We start from the raw sequence: 20,916 nt of genomic DNA, 5'->3' as shown, positions 1-20,916 counted from the left end.
TTATGTATAAGCTAATTAAAACCATTAAAAATCGTAAAGTCAAACCAACCGAAATTTCTTCATGAAATATGAAACGAAATGACCATTCATACGTATAAAAACAGAACATATGAAAATGAAAGATGGATGACAGGCAGAGTCATGAACGGACCATCAGCATAACGGAGGTTATTTAGTTGGAAAAAGAAGGTAAGGGAGTAACGAAATCAAGGTTTTACAAAATAGGAATGGGCTTCTTGATCATATCCCTGCTCACTTGGATCATTCCGGTGATCACTCCTTTCACGCCATTATCGGGTGCGGCAAAAGCGGGGGTCATCACGGGTGCCATCGTATTCGCTGAAGTCATGTTTTGGGCGGGGGCGCTGTTGGTCGGCAAAGAAGTCGCAGCGAAATACAAAAGCTATCTGAACCCGAAAAATTGGCGAAAAGAAAAAGGCTGAGTATCGATCGAAACGCTAGCAGAAACGATTTTGTGCCGCATGACATTTCCTATTATAAAAGCATCATTCCCCTCATCAGGAAAAACTTCAGAGGCTAAAATATAGCCCCGCCAAAACTTTTTGGGTTTTGCGGGGCTTTTTCTTATTGCATTTAAGTACAATGGCCTGTCCGTCATCACTCGCAGTGATGGGCTAATGGCTTGTTTTCTCCAGTGGATTTCCTTTTGTTCGCCCTTTTGCACTGAATTCCTCATGGGAATTTATACTTTGTCTCTGAAGTGAAATGGAGGAAAACCCGTTATATACCAGACTGGGCTATGTATTCGAAATGGGTTTTCCTTAATTAGGGAATTTATCACTTGTAAGAATATGACAAAATTGTAAGATGAACAGTGTATAAATTTTGTTAAGGGGTGAAGAGGAACCATGAAAAAAATGGTGTTATGTTTTTCATTATTAGCTGCTTTATTAGTCGCTTTTGGCGCACTGGATTCATTTACCGGCAGGGCGTCTGCAGAAACCCACAACTATGATGGAAAAAGTCCTTACTATAATGATTGTGCGGATAGTGCCGTGACCAAGAAGTCTGTGAAGATCAATGCGAATGGTGCTACAGCCGATTTGGAGCTGAAATTCAGCAACACCTGTAAAACGGCATGGGCAAAGATCACGCTTAGCCGGCCGGCAAAATCGGATGGCGAAGCGACTGCATTGGTTGTCCGCAGCACCGATAATAAGCAATATAGCTGCGCTTCTCCAGGAGGAAATGGCGAAATCAATAAAGGGCAAACAACCTGCTATACGCCGATGGTATATGATTTAGATCCACGGAAAGCGAAAGCGGTCGGTTATTGGCCCTATACAGCGGGAGAAACAGGCTGGTATTAAGGAGTTTGATTTCGAGAAAGGGTGAAGAAATTGAATATATGCAAAATGCTCGGTATATCGCTATTGATGACAGTTTCGCTGTTCATGCTGGATTTCATGGTCATCGGCCATGATCAGGCATTGGCAGAAACCCATAGTTTCGATGGAAAAAGCCCTAACTATAATGGGTGTGCAAATTCGGCGGTAACGAAGGATAAAGTATGGATCGATTCCGTTTCGTATGTAGAATTGAAATTCAGCACAACTTGTAAAACCGCCTGGGCGAAAGTCACTGTCACCCGCCCAGCCGTCTATAATCATGAAGCGGATGCCAGGATCGTCCGCAGCACGGATGGCAAGGCGTATACATGCGAAAGCGCAGAAGGCAATGGCGTGGTGAATAAGGGGCAGACTTCTTGTTATACACCTATGGTCTACGGCCTGGACCCAAGGAAAGCCCAGGCGCAAGGGATTCATGCGATCCCTAATAGCGATGCGTATAATAAAGCGGTGACCATCTGGTTTTAGCGGCAAGGACTGAAAGCATCCGAATAATGATCGGATGCTTTTTTAGGTAGGTAGGTCATTTCCGCGATATTTAGCTTCCAATTGAAGTAAATATTGTTTCATCTCCGTACCGCCGCGGTAACCGGTAATGGCGCCGTTCTTTCCGATGACCCGATGGCAAGGCACCGTGATCAATACCGGATTGGCGCCAATGGCCGTGCCGACCGCCCGAACGGCTGCAGGTCTTTGGATGAGTTGGGCAATATCAGAGTAGGAACAAGTCATTCCATAAGGAATTTGCTTAAGGGCGGCCCAAATTTCTTGTTGAAAGGGTGTGCCGTTTACATCTGCTGGAAATGAAAAGGAGCGTCGGTCTCCTTGGAAATATTCTTGCAGCTCTTGCATATAAGGCTTCAATGCCACGGGATTTTCAATAAGCTTGGCCGTCGAGAAGTGCTTTTGCATCCATGAGCCCAGGTCCTGGAATGATTGTCCCGGTGAACCTACATAGCAGAGTCCTTTCTCCGTCTTGGCGAGGTATACTTGCCAAATATCATACTCCAGGATCGACCAGTCAACGGTTTGCATCTTGTTCACGCTCCTTCGTCGCTTTTTTTATGGTATCTTGCCGATAGCCCATTGGTGTTGTGCCCATCTTCTTCTTGAATAATGTCATGAAATAGGGTGTGCTTGAGAAACCTACGGCCAGGCCTATGTCTGCCACAGACTGCCCGGAGCTTTCGAGGAGACTGCAAGCTCTGTCGATTCGGAGGCGCTGAATATATTCAGTCGGCGTCATCCCCTTCACCCGCTTGAAGGTTCGTTGTAAATGATACGGACTCCCGTGGGAAATATCGGCGATTTTATTTAATGTAAGCGATTCACAGAAATGGTGGTCGAGCCAATCGGCTATATGCTCAATCCATTCCTCGATTGGCAAATTCAATCCTTCCGGTTTACATCTTTTACAAGGACGGAAATTCTCCTCCAGGGCCATTCTGGCATTTTTGAAAATCTTCACGTTTTCCTTATTCGGCACCCGGGATTTACAGGAGGGCCTGCAAAAAATGCCTGTCGTCTTTACGGCATATAAAAATTGATCATTATACGCTGCATCACAATCGACGATGGCCTTCCAGTAATCATTGGGAATATATGAAATCACGCTGCTCACCTCTCTTTTAGTATACAAGAAAGTAAGGAGATGCAAACAAAACGATCATATAAAAGCAAGATAACGTAATTCATTTTGGCTTGTTAAAGGGTTAAGATAAAAGAGTAAAGAAAGAATGGAGGAAACCGAAAAAGGAGGAGCATGATTGAAAGAGACAGTATTCGAATGGACCATCCATGTACCAAATGAGTTTTGCTTTGCGGAAAATCTTATATACTTATCAAGATCTGCCAATGAATGTTTGTTCAATATTGTCGATCAAAAAATTTATCGTGCCTTGGCCTTCGGAAACGAAAGGCTTTTGATAGAAATCAGTGAGTGGAATGATACGGAACTGCGCGTTCGAATACCAGGCCGAACTGCCCCAATCGACAAGTCTGCTTTGGATGCTATTTCTGCCTACATCCGCAACTGGTTCGACCTGGATACCAACCTTTTGCCTTTTTATGAGCTTGCTAAAAAAGACCCTTTATTGCAAAGGCCGGTCAGCCAATTCTTCGGTTTAAGGAACATGGGCATCCCGGATTTATTTGAAGCTATTGCCTGGGGAATTCTTGGACAGCAGATTAACTTGACGTATGCCTATACCCTGAAGCGGAGACTTGTAGAAGCATTTGGTGAAAAAGTGGAATACGAGGGGAAGTCGCATTGGCTGTTTCCGACACCTGAATCGATAGCGGGATTAACCGTAGAAGATCTTTCCGTCTTGAGGATGACCGTGAAGAAATGCGAGTACTTAATTGATGTAGCTCAGCTCATTGCAAATGGGGAACTTACGAAGGAAAAGCTGCTGCATGCAAAAGATGTAAAGACCGCTGAAAAAATGCTGACGAAAATACGCGGGATCGGCCCATGGACAGCGCATTATGTCCTGATGAGATGCTTACGGTTCCCAGCTGCATTTCCAATCGATGACGTCGGTCTTCATAATTCCATCAAGCTGGTCCTTAATAGGGAAAGCAAACCCACGAAAGCCGAAATCCAAAACTGGTCCGAAGCCTGGTCTGACTGGGAGTCGTACGCAACATTTTACTTGTGGAGAATGCTTTATTGAATCCATGCAAGTCGCCGATAAATCACCAAATTCGGAGATAAAACAGGAAGTATGATAGATAAATCACCAAATCCGGTGATAAAGCAAAAGGTTTGGTAGATAAATCACCAAATTCGGAGATAAAACAGGAAGTATGGTGGATAAATCACCAAATTCGGAGATAAAACAGGAAGTATGATAGATAAATCACCCAATCCGGTGATAAAGCAAAAGGTTTGGTAGATAAATCACCAAATTCGGAGATAAAACAGGAAGTATGGTGGATAAATCACCCAATCCGGTGATAAAGCAAAAGGTTTGGTAGATAAATCACCAAATTCGGAGATAAAACAGGAAGTATGATAGATAAATCACCAAATTCGGAGATAAAGCAGGAAGTTTGGTAGATAAATCACCAAATCCGGTGATAAAGCAGGAAGTATGATAGATAAATCACCAAATTCGGAGATAAAGCAGGAAGTTTGGTAGATAAATCACCAAATTCGGAGATAAAACAGAAAGTATGGTGGATAAATCACCAAATTCGGAGATAAAACAGAAAGTATGGTGGATAAATCACCAATTCGGAGATAAAACAGGAAGTATGATAGATAAATCACCAATTCAGAGATAAAACAGGAAGTGTGGTGGATAAATCACCAAATTCGGAGATAAAACAGGAAGTTTGGTAGATGAATCACCAAATTCGGAGATAAATCAGAAAGTATGGTAGATAAATCACCAAATCCGGTGATAAAGCAGGAAGTATGATAGATAAATCACCAAATTCGGAGATAAAACAGGAAGTATGATAGATAAATCACCAAATTCGGAGATAAAGCAGGAAGTTTGGTAGATAAATCACCAAATTCGGAGATAAATCAGAAAGTATGGTAGATAAATCACCAAATCCGGTGATAAAGCAGGAAGTATGATAGATAAATCACCAAATTCGGAGATAAAACAGGAAGTATGATAGATAAATCACCAAATTCGGAGATAAAACAGGAAGTATGGTGGATAAATCACCAATCCGGTGATAAAGCAGGAAGTTTGATAGATAAATCACCAAATTCGGAGATAAAGCAGGAAGTTTGGTAGATAAATCACCAAATTCGGAGATAAATCAGAAAGTATGGTGGATAAATCACCAAATTCGGAGATAAAGCAGAAGGTGTGGTCAATAATTCCCTTTCTCGGAGATAAAATCCGATGTATCATGCAGATCCGTCGTCAAGGAGCCCATACACGATACGTCCATTCAACATACCTTATATCATTCAATCATATAGGGGTGAATGACCATGTATGTGTATCCAACGTACTATTATGAAGATCAAGCGTATCCAGAGCGAGTGTTTCCTGAACTGCCTGGATTTCCAGGCTTACCGGGCGGACCGGGCGGACCCCAATTCCCAGGTCAGCCGGGATTGGGATCATCTCCGTATTCGCAAGCACCAACAGCACCCCCGCCAGCGTTTATCCCGCAGCAGCAACAGGCCTCAACATTTGCTGTGGATCCAGGGGCGATATCGTTTTGTTTATTCAGGAATACGTTCATCTGGTTAAATAATGGGGGGAGTTTTTGGTATTACCCGATTTTCGTTGGTCCGCGATCTGTGGCAGGCTTCAGATGGAACGGGAGATTCTGGACGTTTTTTGGAATCGATACGAGACAAATTAGATCTTTTAGCTGTTTTTGAATATATGCTCGAAGGGGTTGCCGTCAAGGGAACTCTTTTTTTGATGCTTTTGCCTTCCTCCTATTCAAATAGGTCAGGAAGCTCGGTAAAAGCAGGACAAGCCAAAGAAAAGCGTTATCGAAGGAAATGCCAACCGACGATTTTCCACCTAGAGCTTTTAGCAAGCCAATCAGGAAAAGAAGGTACAGGGTGGAAAGCATTTGCACTCTGAACCTCGTACCATGATCGGCATGGCGATCCTTTTTCAAAAGGAGACTGAGATAAAAACCGATTAAAAGGCCAAGGATTATTTCCGGTAAGATGATGTTAGGAAGAATGTTAGGAAAAAAGTCGTAAACAAGCAAACACGTAATCACGATCAAATACACGGGATTCAAGAAATCACCTTCGTTTTTGTTATATTATACCATGAGGTACGGGGATTCTTTCGTACGTAGCACAATGTTCAAAATTTAATAGAAATGGTAAAATCATTATGCTGCAATAAAATAGAATGAAAGAATTAGGGGATGCGGGTGAAGATGAGGAAAGTATCGTTGGAAACCAAGATTCTTGGGTTAGTTTTATCGTTGAGCCTTTTTTTGATACTTTTATTGGCGATCTCTTTTTCATATATGGAAGGAAGGCAAATCGCGAAGGATAAGGGCCAATTGGCTTTGGGGCTTTCTAAAACGATCAGCTTCATGCCTACCGTGACGGAGGCTTTTGAGACGGATGACCCGGCGGGCATCATCCAGCCGGTTGTTGAAAAGATCCGCAGGGAAACTGGGGCGGAGTTCATCGTGGTAGGGAATGATCAAGAAATTCGTTATTCCCATCCATTGACCTCCGAGATCGGGAAGCGGATGAAGGGCGGCGATAATAGCAGGGCCATTCGCGAGGGTAAGTATTATGTTTCCGAGGCGTCAGGCTCACTTGGCCTTTCCATTCGGGGGAAATCTCCGGTCTTCAATAAAGATGGGAAAATCATTGGGATCGTTTCGGTCGGTTTTTTGGTCGAAGATGTCCGGGCCCAGATTTTCAAGGACCTTTCGAAAGAAATGTTTATCTCTTTATTGGCGATCATGATATCGATCATTGGCAGCTACATGCTGGCAAGAAGCATACGTAAAGATACGTTAGGACTTGAACCATTTGAAATCGCCAATTTGTATAAAGAAAAAAATGCGGTGCTTCAGTCGGTCAAGGAAGGAATTCTCGCCATCGACCAAAATGGATTGATCACCTCGATGAATCAGCCAGCGAAAAAACTGCTTGATATTAAGGAGTCCGTTCGCCATTTGAATGTCGATGGGCTTTTTCCATCGAAGTATTTGTTTGAAGTGCTAAAATCTGGAGAGCCTCAGGCGGATAAAGAGATAACGTGGAAAGATAAATCAATTATCGTGAATTGTACGCCAATCTTCGATAATGAGGGAGTAAGCGGTGTTGTCGCTTCGTTCCGGGATCGAACGGAGATCGAGGAGATGGTCAACACATTATCGGAAGTGAAGATGCATTCAGAGGATTTACGTGCCCAAACCCATGAATTCACCAACAAGCTATATGTTCTCTCGGGATTGATCCAATTAGGGGAATATGATGAAGCAATCGATATGATCCAAAGCGAAACATCCGAATTGCATGTCTTGAATCGTGTCGTGTTCGAACAGATTAAGGATTCCAAGGTACAGGCCCTGTTACTCGGCAAGATCGGCAAAGCATCGGAGAAGAAAATCGTCTTTGAAATAGATGCGCAAAGTTACTTGGAGAAGCTGCCAGATCATATCAAATTGTCACAGCTTACGTTGATCGTGGGCAATATCATCGATAATGCGCTAGAAGCGGTTTCCGCCGCGGATGAGCCGCGCGTCAAATTTTTCGCAACCGATATTGGCAATGATCTCGTCTTTGAAGTGAGTGATAATGGAAAAGGAATATCCGAGGAAGATATTTCCTCCATTTTCGATCGAGGGTTCACTTCAAAAGACAATGGAAGCCCGAGTGGGTATGGACTTTCAAACGCCGATCAGGTCGTAAAAGATCTGGAGGGCATCATTGAGGTTCAAAGTGAAAAAGGAAACACCATATTCACCGTGTATCTTCCTAAAGAACGGAGAGGAGGGTAAACATGCTGAAGATAAAAGCCGTCATCGCCGAAGATGATTTTCGGGTAGCGGATATCCATGAAAAATTTCTGAAAGCCTTTGATGAAATAGAAGTGGTCGGGAAAGCCGTCAATGCCAAAAAAACACTGCGGATGCTGGAGCAAAAAAAACCGGATTTGCTTTTGCTTGATGTGTACATGCCCGACCAGCTGGGTACAGAGCTTCTTCCCGACATTCGAAAAAAATTCCCGAATGTCGATATTATCATGATCACCGCTGCGACAGAAAAGGAACAGCTTGAAAAGGCGCTTCACTACGGTGTCGAGAACTATTTGATTAAACCTGTGGAAATGAAGCGCTTCAACCAGGTGATCGGGGAATATCTGCAGAAAGTCCAGCTGCTGAAGTCCAAACAAGAAATCGATCAGGATTTTGTTGATCTTATATTGAAAAAGGGCGACATACCTCAAGAGCCGAACGAAACTGCCGCCCTGCCGAAGGGGGTCGACGAAATCACCTTGGCGAAGGTGATCGAGGTCCTCGAGGCAAGCGATATCGGCTTATCGGCCGAACAGGTAAGCGGCCAGATCGGTGCGTCCAGGACAACGGCACGGCGCTACTTGGAATATTTGATTTCCGTAAAGAAATGCAAAGCGGAAGTTGTATATGGAGTGGTGGGCAGACCCGAGCGGAGATATTATAAAACGGAATAGTGCCTATATGACACCTCCTCTAATTGGAGGTGTTTTTTTGTTGGAATCAGGGATCTTGTTCACCTGTGAAGTGGCCGCTGTGAACACAATGAACACAATTAACAAAATAGTTTTAAAACACAATAAATTGAAAACGCTTACAGATGAAGCGTTTTCCGATACAATTTAGCTTAACTAGAAGATGGGGAGTGATCATATGCTCGCACTATTGGGATATTTGATGATTTTGGTATTTATGATATTAATTATGACAGGGCGACTTTCAGCCATGATAGCTTTGATTGTAGTACCAAGTGCCTTTGCGCTGATCGGTGGATTTGGCGGGGAAATGGGTGCGATGGCATTGGAAGGGATCAAAAGTGTGGCCCCGACGGGAATCATGATTTTATTCGCGATCCTTTTCTTTGGCATCTTGATCGATGCTGGCGTTTTTGATCCGATCATTCGGACAATCCTTAAGCTTGTAAAAGGAGATCCAGTGAAAATTGCGATCGGCACGGCAGTCCTGGCGTTGCTGATTTCGTTGGATGGAGATGGTACAACTACCTATATGATAACGATTTCCGCCATGCTTCCGCTTTATAAACGGATCGGAATGAAACCGCTTATATTGGCAGGCATCGCCGTTTCCTCATCCGGTGTCATGAACCTTCTTCCGTGGGGGGGGCCGACAGCACGGGTGATGACCGCTTTAAAGCTTGAAATGTCCGATGTTTTCACGCCAGTCATTCCTGCCATGATTGGCGGAGTCCTATTTGTATTATTCATGGCCTATTGCCTTGGTAAAAAAGAAAGAAAACGGATCGGGATCATCGAAATCGATCAATCCATTGCGGCCCAGCATGCCGCTGCAACGGAGGACGCGTATCTTAAGCGCCCCAAATTAATTGTATTCAATTACGCTTTGACGCTGACGCTTCTTGTTGCGCTGATCATGGAGCTTATGCCTTCAGCGGTCTTGTTCATGATCGGTTTTGCTATCGCCATCACAGTCAATTACCCTAATATCAAGGACCAAAAAGCACGTGTCGCCAATTATGCGGACAATGCGTTATCGGTCATTTCGATGATCTTTGCTGCTGGTGTCTTTACGGGAATCCTGGCCGGCACGGAAATGGTCGATGCGATGGCCAACTCCTTGATCCAGCACATCCCTGACCAAATGGGTGCACATTTTGCCGTCATAACAGCCGTCATCTCTGCACCTTTCACGTTCTTCATGTCCAATGATGCATTTTATTATGGGGTACTTCCATTGCTTGCAAAAGCGGGAGCCGCTTACGGTATCGATCCTGCCATGATCGGAAGAGCTTCCCTGTTAGGGCTGCCGGTGCATTTATTAAGCCCGCTAGTGCCATCCACCTATCTATTGATAGGAATGGTTGGCGAAGATTTCGGAGCCCTGCAGCGCACCTTCTTGAAATGGGCCTGCGGATCGACGCTTGTCATGATCGTCGTATCCGTGATATTGGGCATCATCCCTCTATAAAACGTAAAGGTAAGGTCCCATTCGATATGAATGGGACCTTTTTCTTTTGATCCCATGTTAAAATGGAACACAACCTGAATAAAACTGGAAAAATGAGAAACATTATGTTTGTCTTCCCTTCCGCGACAAAGTTAGCTTTAGCTTTTATTGAATACGGAAGGTACGTGATTTAAGATGAATGTAAAATATATCATTAATGAAGGGGAGAGAGTAAAATGGCTCACTTTAATATAAAGGTTGCAGTTCAAAAGTTCGGTAACTTTTTAAGTTCAATGGTCATGCCGAATATTTCAGCTTTCATCGCTTGGGGGCTAATCACGGCCCTATTCATTCCATCGGGCTTCCTGCCAAATGAAAGCCTTGCCAAAATGGTTTCCCCGATGGTCACGTTCTTACTGCCGATTCTAATTGGGTATACAGGCGGTAAGCTATTTCATGATCACCGAGGAGGCGTAGTCGGTGCCATCGCGACTATGGGTGTCATCGTCGGATCTGACATCCCGATGTTCCTTGGTGCGATGATCATGGGACCATTCGGTGGGTATGTCATCAAGAAATTCGATCAAATGATCGAAGGTAAAATAAAAGCCGGATTCGAAATGCTTGTCAACAACTTCTCTGCTGGGATAATTGGCGGCTTGCTGGCCATTCTATCATTCCTGGCCATCGGGCCGGCTGTTGTCGTCTTTACAGGATGGCTTGTAGCAGGAGTCGATTGGCTTGTCGGTACAGGTTTGCTGCCATTGACGAGCATCCTGATCGAGCCTGCGAAAGTATTGTTCTTGAACAATGCGATCAATCACGGTGTATTATCACCAATCGCTCTAGAGCAAGCGAAACAAACAGGATCTTCCATCCTGTTCCTGCTTGAATCGAATCCAGGGCCGGGTCTTGGCGTCCTGCTTGCTTATTGTATCTTTGGAAAAGGAACGGCGAAGAGATCGGCGCCAGGAGCTGTCATCATTCAATTCTTCGGCGGGATCCATGAAATTTATTTCCCTTATATCCTGATGAAGCCGATGTTATTCATAGCGGTCATCCTTGGAGGCATGAGCGGAGTCTTCACTTTAGTCCTATTAGGCGGCGGCTTATTCGCGCCTGCTTCACCAGGAAGCATTTTTGCCATCACGGCTGTAACTCCGCATCATGCTAGTGCATATATTGCCAACTTTGCCGGTGTACTTGTCGCGGCAATCGTATCATTCGTTGTCGCTGCATTCATCTTGAAAACAGGAAAACAATCCGAAGAGAACATTGAGGATGCCGCGAAGAAAATGCAAGAAATGAAAGGCAAGAAAAGTTCTGTTGCCAATGTGTTCGCTTCAGAACCGGGAACAATGCCTACAAACGTCAACAAAATCATCTTTGCTTGCGATGCTGGTATGGGCTCCAGTGCAATGGGAGCTTCCCTGCTTCGCAAGAAGGTGAAGGAAGCCGGAATGAATATTTCGGTAACCAATACGGCAATTTCAAATATTCCTGCTGATGCACAAATCGTCATCACCCAGGAAGAGTTGACGCCAAGGGCCAAAAATAAGGTGCCTAATGCGTATCACGTATCCGTCGATAACTTCTTATCTAGCCCTGAGTATGATTCATTGCTTGCACGGCTTCAGGATGACGGTACAGATGAGCTGCATGAGATTGTCGAAGAGGCTGAAGAAAAGGTTCCCGGTGTTCGCGAGCATTCCATCGAACCGGGTATTGAGGAAGAAGAACAAGCTGATAATGAATTGCTTCGTGAAGAAAATGTCTTCCTCAATCAACAATTCGCCAATAAAGAAGAAGCGATCCGTTTTGCCGGAAGAGCTTTGGTCAAAGCAGGCTACGTTAAGGAAAGCTATATCGAAGCCATGATTGCCCGCGATGAGATGACTTCAACGTATATGGGAAATGATGTAGCAATTCCTCATGGAACCGAGGAAGCGAAGAAGGATGTCCTTAAATCCGGATTCACCGTGCTGCAGATTCCGGATGGTGTTGATTTTGACGGTCAAAAAGCACGGTTGATATTCGGGATAGCCGGTAAGGATGGAACGCATCTGGAAATCCTGTCGGGCATTGCCGTAACCTGTTCTGAAATGGAAAACATCGAAAAAATGGTCAAAGCCACTTCAGCCAGGGAATTGATGGATATCATCCAAGCAGAAAAAAATTAAATATGTTCACTCTGAATAGAAAAGCGATTTACGCTTTTCTATTCAGTATTTTCTCGTGTTACTCCACCAGAAATGAGTTGGTAGCATGTATATTACTTCAAGGGAAAAATCGATCCTTGAACTGATCATAAAAACGTCGGGAAAGCATACGGCCGTCTCCATTGCCGCACAATTGAATGTGAGTGTCCGCACGGTTCAGCGTGATCTGAAATCGATCGAAAAAATCCTGCAATCCTTTGAACTCCAGCTAACACGCAACACCCATGAAGGGCTGTCGATCGACGGCAAGAACGAGCAAATCTTTCGTCTTGTTCAGCATCTGATGGGCAACCATCCAATCGATCAGACGCCGCACGAAAGAAAGCTCCACCTCCTTTTGGCATTGCTGCAGGAAGAATCATTTAAAACGCAAGCAGTTGCTATGAAACTTGGCATCAGTATCTCGACGCTTACCGTCTATTTGGACGAATTGACGGAGTGGCTAAGGCATTTCAATATCGTCATTACAAGGAAAAGGGGAGTCGGTATAGAGCTTGCCGGTACTGAAGAAAATAAACGGAAAGCACAGGCTGCCTATTTCCTGCATTTCTTTAATGAAGAACTGATCGAAAGCTTATTCTTGCTCCAAGAAGGAGAAAATCGGGAGGGGAAAATCCTTCACTATTTTAATCCCGATTATCTGTTGGCCATTGATGGCGTGCTGAACTCAACCTTCAATAGTATCCATTCACGTTTAGCCGATAGCGGGTATATAGGGCTGATCGTACATATTCATGTAACCCTGCAGAGGAATGAAAGCCAATTTTATCTGGAGAAGGATTTCAAGAGACTAAACGACCTCTCTGATGAGAATAACCTGATGGATAAAATCTGCAAGGAACTCAAGCTTCTGCTCAACGTTTCTTTTACGATCGATGATATAAGCTATTTGGCAGCGATCCTGAAGGGCTCCAAGCTACATGCCGCCGATGCCGTTCCGTATGATAGCGTGTTGCTGGGCCAGCTCATCAGGAATTTGATCAAGGATGTGTCCGCTCAGCTGCAAATCAATTTGACCAAGGATTTTCCGCTGTACCAAGGGCTTCTTGCCCATATGGAGCCTTCGCTTTTCAGGATCAAGCAGGAAATGGGATTATACAATCCCCTAACGGATGATATTAAACGAAAGTATCCCGTGCTCTTTTTGGCCGTCAAGACCGGACTGGAAAAGGAGTTTAAGGAAATTAAAGAATTTCCTGAAGATGAAATAGCCTTCATTGTCCTTCATTTCGGGTCTGCGTTGGTGCTTCGGGAAGAAGAAATTTCAATAAGGGCATTGATCGTTTGTCCGACGGGTATAGGTACATCAAAGATGCTGGCAAGCCGCATCAAAAAAGAAATCATCGAAATCCGGACGGTTGAAATTAAAACGATCAAGGATATCCAGAGACAGGACAGCCTGAAACATTATGATGTAATCATTTCCACCGTCCGTCTTCCATATATCGATATGGATTATATTCTCGTGTCTCCTCTTTTGAGTGACGAAAATATCGAGAATATCAGGAATTACATCAGGAAGAATATTGAGAAATTCACGAAGAATAAACGCTATCGCAGTCAGGCAGCCGACAAGGCTTCTCCTTCGAAAAAACCGGACGGCGAACTGAGGGAAGTATTGCATGAATTGAAAAGTGCCCAGGAAAGCATCCAGTCGATCGTCGACAATTTCCGGTTATACCGCCTGCCGTTTTTGACAAAACATCAGGAAATCCTGAACGAAATGGTGATGATCGCTGCAAGGGAACAACTGATCATGAATGCCGATGGTGTACTCGGAGCCCTGGACGAACGGGAGAAGAAAGGCGGTTTAGGCATTCCCGGCACAAGCTTGGGACTGTTTCATGCCCGACATGAAAGCGTGAAAGAGTTGATATTCCAGATCGCCAGCCTTGAGGAAGGTTGTCTTGTCAAAGGAATGGACGGAAAAGACGTCCATATGAAAAGCTTACTGCTAATGCTGGCTCCTGAAAGCTTGAGTGTAAAGCAGCAGGAAATCGTCAGCTTAATCAGTTCAAGCTTGATTGAAAGCAATGAATCGATCATGATTTTTTCATCCTCGGACGAAGAACTGATCAGCGAAAGATTGGAAGCCATATTTTTGGACTATTTATATACTAACTTGATAAAGGGATGATTGTAATGAAACAAGCCGTACATTTTGGTGCAGGAAACATTGGAAGAGGATTTATCGGAGCACTCTTTTCACAATCTGGATATCATGTCACATTTGTAGATATAGCTGATAAAATCATTGATCAATTGAATGAAAAAAAACAATACCAAGTCAAACTGGCAACGGATCAAAAAGAATCCGTCACGGTGGAACATGTTTCAGGCTTGAATAGCAAGAACCAGGAAGATGAAATCATAAAGGCCATCTCGGAAGCAACCTACCTTACCACTGCGATCGGACCGAATATTTTGCCCCATATCGCTCCTTTGATTGCAAAAGGATTGGCTTCAAGAGTGAAGCAAACCGATGAAAAACTTTATGTGATCGCTTGCGAAAACCAAATCTCGGCAACGGACCTATTGGAAGGGTACATCCAGCAGCACTTGGATCAAGAAACGAAGGCAAGCCTTACTGAAAAAGTATACTTCTTCAATTCAGCTGTCGATCGGATCGTTCCTTTGCAAAACAATGAAGGGTCACTGGACGTTTTGGTTGAACCATATTATGAGTGGGTCGTGGAAACGAAAGAAAACATTCCTGCGGTTGAGGGGATGACGATCGTGGAAGAATTGGCTCCATTCATCGAGAGGAAACTGTTCACCGTCAATACCGGACATGCATCGATTGCTTACCTCGGTTACCTCAAAGATAGCAAATGGACGATTGACCAGTCATTGGAGGATGAAGCGATCGTCGAGCAAGTCAAGAAAATACTAGGCGAAACAGGCGCCTATTTAATCCATCAATACGGCTTGGATGCAGACGAGCATCAGCGCTATATTGAAAAAATCATTGCTCGATTCAAAAATGCCTACTTGAACGACTCGGTGAATAGAGTGGGCCGCTCACCGTTGCGCAAGCTAGGGCCGAACGATCGCCTCGTGCGCCCGGCCGTGGAAGCGAAGAAGGCCGGTCTTTCTTATACGAACCTGGCCAAGGCGATAGCATCCGCCCTGCTGTTTGATTTCCATGAAGATGAAGAAGCGATCAAGCTGCAAGCGATGATCAAGGAAAATGGCGTGCCAGCCGTGCTCAAGGAAGTTAGCGGCCTTGACGAAAACAGTGAATTGACGAAAGAAGTCATCGCTCACTACAATGAATTGAAAAAATAATCAACCTGAGCTCCTGAAGTGCATTTTCAGGAGCTTTTTGTTTGTGAAAATATAATACCAACTAAACCGCTAAAGTTAATTGACTACTGAGCATTATTTTTATATGATAATACTGACTGACTAATCAATCGGGAGGTGGCGAAGCATTCCTACTCAAGAAAAGCTGGAAAGAAGAGAGCAAATATTGGCGATTTCGCAACAACTTTTTGCTTCACTTGGTTATCATAAAACGAAGATTTCCGATATCGTCCGCGAGGCTGGCATTGCACAGGGCACTTTTTATTGGCATTTCAAAAGCAAAGAAGCAATTGCATTGGAAATCATCCAACAGGGGCAAAGCGGGCTTCTGGAGGTAGTGGCACATGGGCATCGAAAATCTCCTGGTACGGTTGAGGATGTATTGAATTCTTCGGAGAAGCTATTTGTTGAATTATTTGATTTTTCTCAATCCAATCGATATATGATGGAAATGATATTCAAAGGGATCGAAGGCGAAGAATCACTTAAACAGGCAATCATCGAAACTCGCTTGAAGGTGGAAGAAGCTTTCGGAAATAATATTAAAAGGGCAATGGAGCTGAACATCCTGCCTGAAAGGGATCCGGGATTACAAGCTGCCTTATTGATGAGCTTATTTGAAGGGATTCTGTCCAGGTGGTTATTCGGACCGGTCTCGGATGGCTCGCATATCTGCAATAAGACAACCGCTGAACTATCCAAAGAAATGGTCAGATTCGAATTCTTTGGGTTATTGGGAAAATGAAAAGGAGATTGATTATGAAGAAAAAATATTCCTACCTTACTTTGGTTGTATTACTAGCCTTTACGTTGATTTTAAGCGCGTGCGGGACAAAGGATGAGAAGGCAAGTGAAAAGGACGAAAGCAGTGCCGATTTATTACAACAAATCAAGGATCGCGGAACCATTAAAGTGGGACTTATGGGTACATATCAACCGTATAATTTCTTGAATGACAAAAAAGAGATGGATGGATTCGATGCGGATATCGCCAAGGAATTGGCCAAACGGCTTGGAGTGGACGTTGAATTCGTTTCTCAGGAATTTTCGGGAATGGTGGCCGGCTTGCAAACCAAAAAGTTCGATGCGGTGATAAGCCAAATGACGATTACGGATGAACGAAAAAAACAAATGGACTTTACCGAGCCTTATATCACAAACAATGTGAAGGTGATCGTCCAAGAAAAAAATAATGCGGTGAAATCTGTAAAAGACTTCAAAGGCAAGAACATCGGAGTGGGACTGGGAACGAATGATGAAACCTATCTTCGTACAGAGCTGCTTCCGGAAGTAGGCGATTTTACGATCAAGACCTATGATGACGTGATTACATCTTTAAAGGATTTGGACTCCGGAAGAATTGATGCGACCATCAATAATATGTATGCGCTGAAACCGGTTGTCGAGAAAAACGGTTTTAAGATCAAAGCGGTTGGCGAGCCGGTCAAATCCGATGAAGCGGGAATCGCGATCCGTAAAGGCAATGAATCATTATTGAAGGAATTGAACAAGCATCTGGCCGATATGAAAGAAGACGGCACCTATAAAAAGCTTTTCGTAAAATGGTTTGGGGAAGAGCCACAAGAATAAACCGATTTTCGTAGAAAGGAAACAAGCAAGCTATGGATGTTATTTGGACGAACCTGCCATTTTTATTGAAGGGAGCATATTATACGCTCCTTATCACCATTATTTCCATGTTTTTTGGATCGATTATTGCGGTGATCGTGGCGGTAGCAAGATTAAAAGGCAATAAAGTGAGTAGATGGATCGCCCGTGCATATGTTTCCATCATAAGAGGCACGCCCACATTGGTCCAAATCATCATTGTCTATTATGGACTGGCGGATTACGGTTTTAACCTTCAGCCATTGACGGCGGCCTATATTGCACTAAGCATCAGCATCGGGGCATACCTTTCCGAAACATTGCGCGGAGCAATCCAATCCATCCCGAAAGGGCAATATGAAGCGGCATATGCTTCGGGAATGTCACCTTATCAAACGATGCGCAGAATCGTTTTTCCGCAGGCGATCAGGGTAGCCATCCCGCCGGCAGGCAATACGTTCATCGGGATGTTAAAGGAAACATCGCTTGTTTCCGTTATCACGGTTACCGAATTGTTAAGATCTGCTCAATTATTGATTGCCCAATATTATGTATATATGCCCTTTTATTTAGCGATTGCGCTAATGTATTGGATCATGAGCACAGGATTTTCCTTTGTATTGGAAAGAATCGAAAAACGGTTATCAATTTATGACTAAGTATGGTGAGGTAGAATGATAAACATCCGCAACTTATCGAAGAGTTTTTCAACCTTGGATGTGTTGAAAGATATCAATTTACAAGTGAATAGCGGCGAAGTTGTCGTGATTCTCGGTCCAAGCGGTTCAGGAAAAAGTACCTTGCTTCGATGCATCAATGGACTGGAGGAGTTGACGAGTGGCTCCATCGAGGTGGGCAGCATTGCCGTTGAAGCGAGCAGCAGCCATAAAGTGCGCAATAAGCAAATGAAAAAAGTCCGTCTGCATACGGGTATGGTCTTTCAACAATTCAATCTATACCCGCATAAAACGGTCCTGGAAAATGTGATGGAAGCTCTGCTGATCGTGAAAAAGTGGCCGAAAAATGAAGCAGTAAGAAAAGGTGAAGCACTGTTACAAAGAGTTGGCTTGATCGACAAAAAGGAGGTATACCCATCCCGATTATCCGGAGGTCAGCAACAAAGGGTCGCGATTGCCAGAGCGCTTGCGATGGAACCCGATTTCTTGTTGTTCGATGAACCAACCTCTGCATTAGATCCGGAATTGGTGGATGAGGTATTGGCGGTAATCAAGGAACTCGCCCAAGATGGAATGACCATGGCGATCGTTACACATGAAATGACATTTGCCCGGGAAGTTGCCGATAGAATCGTTTTCATGTCGGATGGCGCCATCGTTGAAGAAAGTCCGCCAGAGGAATTCTTTTCCCGACCGCAAACAGATCGAGCTAAAAAGTTTTTGAAGAAAATGTAGTACATTTAAGAAAGCGGGAGGAACCATCATGAAAGTGGTAACAAAATGGACTGGCCAGCGCGCTTTTACAGCAGTTGGAGATTCAGGCTATGAAATCAATATGGACGCAACGCCTGCATATGGAGGCGAAGGGGAAGGGTGTACACCAACCGAAATGCTTTTGGCGTCATTAGCTGGATGCATTGGTATAGATGTTACGATGATCCTAAAACCCCATTTGTCATCCGTGAATAGGCTTGAAATCGAAACGGATGGTACGAGAAAAGAAGAATTGCCGAAAGGATTCACGTCCATCGTCGTGACCTTCACCATCGATGGCCAAGTGGACAGCAAAAAAATCTGGAGAGCAATCAATCTAGGAAAACAAAAATATTGTGCCGTATCAGATTCATTGAAAGCCGATATCTCATTCCGGCTGATTTTGAATGGAGCAGAACAAGCAGAAATCGGAACACAAGAGCATGGAGCAGAATGATATTCTTTAACGTGGCAAAAAGCACGGTAGACAAACATCTACGTGCTTTTTTTTGTGAAGGAAACGGTAAAAGGTGAGTCAAATTGAAAAAATGCTTGTAAATAGTAATGATTACGTTTTATAATGAGGCAGTCAGTAAATCGTAATGATTATGATTTTATGGAGGAGGGGTTGATTCATCCAGAAGCGAAATGCAGGTTAGTGCTTTCAAGAAGGAATGTAGAGTGAAAGCATCGTTCTTTTTCGGACCATTTATGCGGGTTCGCAGTTACTTTTCTTTACATAGGTTAGATATGAAATATACGATTTAAATCGTAATGTTTTCGATTTGAGACGTAGTAAATCGTAAGTGATTATGGAGGAAATGATGATGTCGAGAAAATATCAATCAATTATTATACTATGTCTATCATTTTTGGTATTGGCTGCTTGTGCCAAGGAGTCGTCCAAGGAGCAAGGAAAAGGGGACAAGGAGGTGAATTTGCTGTTTAATTTTGCGACGAGCTCGCTCGATCCCAATGTGGATACAAGCTATGTGTCCTTGCGGGCAGGCATTACGGAGACCTTGGTGCATCTCAATGATAAGGATTTGACCATCGAGCCGTGGCTGGCCAAAAGCTGGGAGAGCAAGGATGGACAGTTATGGAAGTTCGAGCTGAGGGATGATGTGACGTTCCAGAATGGAAAGCCGATGGACGGCCAAGCGGTGAAGGCGTCGTTGGAGCGGGCAATGAAGGACAGTCTGGCGATCAAGAATGCCTTGCGCATCGCCTCGATTACAGCGAAGGGAAATATACTCACGATCAAGACGGAGGCGCCCTTTCCGGAGTTTCCATCGGAATTGGTCCATCCCAATACCTCGATCATGGATGTAACGGAAAGCGACTTCATGAACAAGCCGATAGGGACAGGACCATTTGCCGTCTCGAAATTCATTCCGGGCACGGCAGTTGATTTAATACGTTACGAGGCCTACTGGAATGGAGCTGCAAAGCTTGCAAAAGCCAGGTTTTCCTTTAATGAAGATGCCAATGCCCGCTCTCTTGCACTTGAGTCGGGGGATGCCGATATTGTCTTCCGCCCTGAAGTCGAAAGTCTCGAAAGTTTAAAAGCGATCGATCGCGTGAAGGTCGAATCGACCTCTACCTTCCGGGTGCATCAAATGACGATGAATTTGGAAAGGAAAGCGCTGCAGGATATTAACGTCCGAAAGGCCATTGATGCTTTGATCGATCGTTCTACGATTGCGGATACGATTTTGCATGGCCATGCCGAGGTTGCCAAGGGACCGTTTCCATCGACATTCTCGTTTGCTCCGGACTATCCGGAAAAAGAAAAGGGGCTAAAGGCCGCAAGAACATTTCTCGAGCAAGCGGGATACAAGGAAGTGAAGGGGGTCATGCAAAAGGAGGGAAAACCGTTAACGTTTACCCTTTTAACCTACAGTTCACGTGCCGATTTACCTTTGATTGCCCAAGTTTTTCAATCGGATGCCGGCCGGTTGGGAATCGAAGTGGAAATCAAGCAGATAGAGATACCGGAGGAATATATGGCCGCCAACAGGGATTGGGATGTTACGACCTACAGTAATTTGACGGCGCCGCGTGGGGATGCCGGCTATTATTTGAATGCGACCTATCACCCGAACGGGGCCTTGAATTTCAGCGGAGCGGATGATGAGCACCTGACGGCCATGATTGATGAACTGAATATGACGGTCGAACAGGATAAACGCTCGGATATAGCTGAGGAAATTGCCTTATACGTGGATGAGCAGGTATATAATTCATTCATATTACATCCGAATACACTAGTCGCTTATGACGCCGATAAGGTGGAAAACTGGGTCACTTCGAGAAGTGAATACTATATGCTGACGAATGAACTGGATGTGAAGTGAA

The 20,916-nt window shown here is 44.2% G+C and carries 20 protein-coding genes; 17 read left to right on the top strand and 3 right to left on the bottom strand.

The window, feature by feature from the left end; genetic code table 11:
- Nucleotides 1-176 precede the first annotated feature (176 nt).
- The 3 genes from QNI08_RS02545 (at nucleotide 177) to QNI08_RS02535 (ending at nucleotide 1,838) form a co-directional block, all read left to right on the top strand.
- A complete protein-coding gene (locus tag QNI08_RS02545; protein WP_352231187.1) occupies nucleotides 177-443 on the top strand; it encodes a transporter suffix domain-containing protein in 267 nt (88 codons plus the stop codon).
- A gap of 426 nt (nucleotides 444-869) precedes the next feature.
- Nucleotides 870-1,331 carry a YjfA family protein gene (locus tag QNI08_RS02540; RefSeq protein WP_483313730.1) on the top strand — a complete coding sequence of 154 codons (462 nt, stop codon included), beginning with the start codon at nucleotides 870-872 and terminating at the stop codon, nucleotides 1,329-1,331.
- Nucleotides 1,332-1,397: 66 nt separating this feature from the next.
- Nucleotides 1,398-1,838 (top strand): DUF2690 domain-containing protein, encoded by a 441-nt coding sequence (locus QNI08_RS02535; RefSeq protein ID WP_285765887.1) that lies wholly within the window; start codon nucleotides 1,398-1,400, stop codon nucleotides 1,836-1,838.
- Nucleotides 1,839-1,880: 42 nt separating this feature from the next.
- Here the strand turns inward: QNI08_RS02535 and QNI08_RS02530 are convergent, their stop codons facing one another.
- Both QNI08_RS02530 and QNI08_RS02525 read right to left on the bottom strand, forming a co-directional pair.
- Nucleotides 1,881-2,405 (bottom strand): methylated-DNA--[protein]-cysteine S-methyltransferase, encoded by a 525-nt coding sequence (locus QNI08_RS02530; protein ID WP_285765841.1) that lies wholly within the window; start codon nucleotides 2,403-2,405, stop codon nucleotides 1,881-1,883.
- Nucleotides 2,392-2,982 (bottom strand): bifunctional transcriptional activator/DNA repair enzyme AdaA, encoded by a 591-nt coding sequence (locus QNI08_RS02525; protein ID WP_285765840.1) that lies wholly within the window; start codon nucleotides 2,980-2,982, stop codon nucleotides 2,392-2,394. Before QNI08_RS02525 ends, QNI08_RS02530 begins: the two co-directional genes overlap by 14 nt.
- A 154-nt stretch (nucleotides 2,983-3,136) precedes the next feature.
- Between QNI08_RS02525 and QNI08_RS02520 the strand changes: the two genes are divergently transcribed.
- Nucleotides 3,137-4,045 carry a DNA-3-methyladenine glycosylase 2 gene (locus tag QNI08_RS02520; protein ID WP_285765839.1) on the top strand — a complete coding sequence of 303 codons (909 nt, stop codon included), beginning with the start codon at nucleotides 3,137-3,139 and terminating at the stop codon, nucleotides 4,043-4,045.
- Nucleotides 4,046-5,328: 1,283 nt separating this feature from the next.
- On the top strand, nucleotides 5,329-5,727 hold the full coding sequence (locus QNI08_RS02515) for a collagen-like protein (protein ID WP_285765838.1): 399 nt from the start codon (nucleotides 5,329-5,331) through the stop codon (nucleotides 5,725-5,727).
- A 23-nt stretch (nucleotides 5,728-5,750) separates the two neighbouring features.
- On the opposite strand, the gene QNI08_RS02510 is transcribed toward QNI08_RS02515, so the two are convergent.
- Nucleotides 5,751-6,104, bottom strand: a complete 354-nt coding sequence (locus tag QNI08_RS02510; RefSeq protein ID WP_285765837.1) for a hypothetical protein — start codon at nucleotides 6,102-6,104, stop codon at nucleotides 5,751-5,753.
- 144 nt (nucleotides 6,105-6,248) lie between these two features.
- Here QNI08_RS02510 and QNI08_RS02505 point away from each other — a divergent pair, with 144 nt between their 5' ends.
- The 12 genes from QNI08_RS02505 to nikA all read left to right on the top strand — a co-directional run bounded on the left by QNI08_RS02505 (nucleotide 6,249) and on the right by nikA (nucleotide 20,915).
- Nucleotides 6,249-7,835 carry an ATP-binding protein gene (locus QNI08_RS02505; RefSeq protein WP_285765836.1) on the top strand — a complete coding sequence of 529 codons (1,587 nt, stop codon included), beginning with the start codon at nucleotides 6,249-6,251 and terminating at the stop codon, nucleotides 7,833-7,835.
- A 2-nt stretch (nucleotides 7,836-7,837) separates the two neighbouring features.
- Nucleotides 7,838-8,527 (top strand): response regulator, encoded by a 690-nt coding sequence (locus tag QNI08_RS02500; protein WP_285765835.1) that lies wholly within the window; start codon nucleotides 7,838-7,840, stop codon nucleotides 8,525-8,527.
- 196 nt (nucleotides 8,528-8,723) lie between these two features.
- Complete coding sequence (locus tag QNI08_RS02495) at nucleotides 8,724-10,016, top strand: CitMHS family transporter (protein WP_285765834.1); 1,293 nt, start codon at nucleotides 8,724-8,726, stop codon at nucleotides 10,014-10,016.
- A 215-nt stretch (nucleotides 10,017-10,231) separates the two neighbouring features.
- A complete protein-coding gene (locus QNI08_RS02490; protein WP_285765833.1) occupies nucleotides 10,232-12,175 on the top strand; it encodes a PTS mannitol transporter subunit IICBA in 1,944 nt (647 codons plus the stop codon).
- An 85-nt stretch (nucleotides 12,176-12,260) separates the two neighbouring features.
- A complete protein-coding gene (locus QNI08_RS02485) occupies nucleotides 12,261-14,351 on the top strand; it encodes a BglG family transcription antiterminator (RefSeq protein ID WP_285765832.1) in 2,091 nt (696 codons plus the stop codon).
- 5 nt (nucleotides 14,352-14,356) lie between these two features.
- On the top strand, nucleotides 14,357-15,502 hold the full coding sequence (locus QNI08_RS02480) for a mannitol-1-phosphate 5-dehydrogenase (protein ID WP_285765831.1): 1,146 nt from the start codon (nucleotides 14,357-14,359) through the stop codon (nucleotides 15,500-15,502).
- A 184-nt stretch (nucleotides 15,503-15,686) separates the two neighbouring features.
- Nucleotides 15,687-16,265, top strand: a complete 579-nt coding sequence (locus tag QNI08_RS02475; RefSeq protein WP_285765830.1) for a TetR/AcrR family transcriptional regulator — start codon at nucleotides 15,687-15,689, stop codon at nucleotides 16,263-16,265.
- Nucleotides 16,262-17,110, top strand: coding sequence for a transporter substrate-binding domain-containing protein (locus tag QNI08_RS02470; protein ID WP_285765829.1), 849 nt, complete (start codon nucleotides 16,262-16,264; stop codon nucleotides 17,108-17,110). The genes QNI08_RS02475 and QNI08_RS02470 overlap by 4 nt, the downstream gene beginning before the upstream one ends.
- A 32-nt stretch (nucleotides 17,111-17,142) precedes the next feature.
- On the top strand, nucleotides 17,143-17,787 hold the full coding sequence (locus QNI08_RS02465) for an amino acid ABC transporter permease (RefSeq protein ID WP_285765828.1): 645 nt from the start codon (nucleotides 17,143-17,145) through the stop codon (nucleotides 17,785-17,787).
- A gap of 15 nt (nucleotides 17,788-17,802) precedes the next feature.
- The gene (locus tag QNI08_RS02460) at nucleotides 17,803-18,540 is read left to right on the top strand and encodes an amino acid ABC transporter ATP-binding protein (protein ID WP_285765827.1); all 738 of its coding nucleotides are present in this window, start codon (nucleotides 17,803-17,805) and stop codon (nucleotides 18,538-18,540) included.
- A gap of 28 nt (nucleotides 18,541-18,568) precedes the next feature.
- A complete protein-coding gene (locus QNI08_RS02455; protein ID WP_285765826.1) occupies nucleotides 18,569-19,015 on the top strand; it encodes an OsmC family protein in 447 nt (148 codons plus the stop codon).
- A gap of 370 nt (nucleotides 19,016-19,385) precedes the next feature.
- Entirely contained in the window at nucleotides 19,386-20,915 is a 1,530-nt protein-coding gene (gene nikA / locus QNI08_RS02450) for a nickel ABC transporter substrate-binding protein (RefSeq protein WP_285765825.1), read from the top strand.
- The last annotated feature ends 1 nt before the right edge of the window (nucleotide 20,916 follow it).

The organism is Peribacillus folii (assembly GCF_030271255.1).
Taxonomy (GTDB): Bacteria; Bacillota; Bacilli; order Bacillales; family DSM-1321; genus Peribacillus.
The sequence above is the reverse complement of the archived record's forward strand: the minus strand, read 5'-3'. Positions and strand labels throughout refer to the sequence as shown.

What these genes read in the sequence shown, in the direction of transcription:
- QNI08_RS02540 (WP_483313730.1), top strand. Translation starts at nt 870, where the DNA reads ATGAAAAAAATGGTGTTATGTTTTTCATTATTAGCTGCTTTATTAGTC.
- QNI08_RS02535 (WP_285765887.1), top strand. Translation starts at nt 1,398, where the DNA reads ATGACAGTTTCGCTGTTCATGCTGGATTTCATGGTCATCGGCCATGAT.
- QNI08_RS02530 (WP_285765841.1), bottom strand. Translation starts at nt 2,405, where the DNA reads ATGCAAACCGTTGACTGGTCGATCCTGGAGTATGATATTTGGCAAGTA.
- QNI08_RS02515 (WP_285765838.1), top strand. Translation starts at nt 5,329, where the DNA reads ATGTATGTGTATCCAACGTACTATTATGAAGATCAAGCGTATCCAGAG.
- QNI08_RS02505 (WP_285765836.1), top strand. Translation starts at nt 6,249, where the DNA reads ATGAGGAAAGTATCGTTGGAAACCAAGATTCTTGGGTTAGTTTTATCG.
- QNI08_RS02500 (WP_285765835.1), top strand. Translation starts at nt 7,838, where the DNA reads ATGCTGAAGATAAAAGCCGTCATCGCCGAAGATGATTTTCGGGTAGCG.
- QNI08_RS02495 (WP_285765834.1), top strand. Translation starts at nt 8,724, where the DNA reads ATGCTCGCACTATTGGGATATTTGATGATTTTGGTATTTATGATATTA.
- QNI08_RS02490 (WP_285765833.1), top strand. Translation starts at nt 10,232, where the DNA reads ATGGCTCACTTTAATATAAAGGTTGCAGTTCAAAAGTTCGGTAACTTT.
- QNI08_RS02485 (WP_285765832.1), top strand. Translation starts at nt 12,261, where the DNA reads ATGTATATTACTTCAAGGGAAAAATCGATCCTTGAACTGATCATAAAA.
- QNI08_RS02480 (WP_285765831.1), top strand. Translation starts at nt 14,357, where the DNA reads ATGAAACAAGCCGTACATTTTGGTGCAGGAAACATTGGAAGAGGATTT.
- QNI08_RS02470 (WP_285765829.1), top strand. Translation starts at nt 16,262, where the DNA reads ATGAAAAGGAGATTGATTATGAAGAAAAAATATTCCTACCTTACTTTG.
- QNI08_RS02465 (WP_285765828.1), top strand. Translation starts at nt 17,143, where the DNA reads ATGGATGTTATTTGGACGAACCTGCCATTTTTATTGAAGGGAGCATAT.
- QNI08_RS02460 (WP_285765827.1), top strand. Translation starts at nt 17,803, where the DNA reads ATGATAAACATCCGCAACTTATCGAAGAGTTTTTCAACCTTGGATGTG.
- QNI08_RS02455 (WP_285765826.1), top strand. Translation starts at nt 18,569, where the DNA reads ATGAAAGTGGTAACAAAATGGACTGGCCAGCGCGCTTTTACAGCAGTT.
- nikA (WP_285765825.1), top strand. Translation starts at nt 19,386, where the DNA reads ATGTCGAGAAAATATCAATCAATTATTATACTATGTCTATCATTTTTG.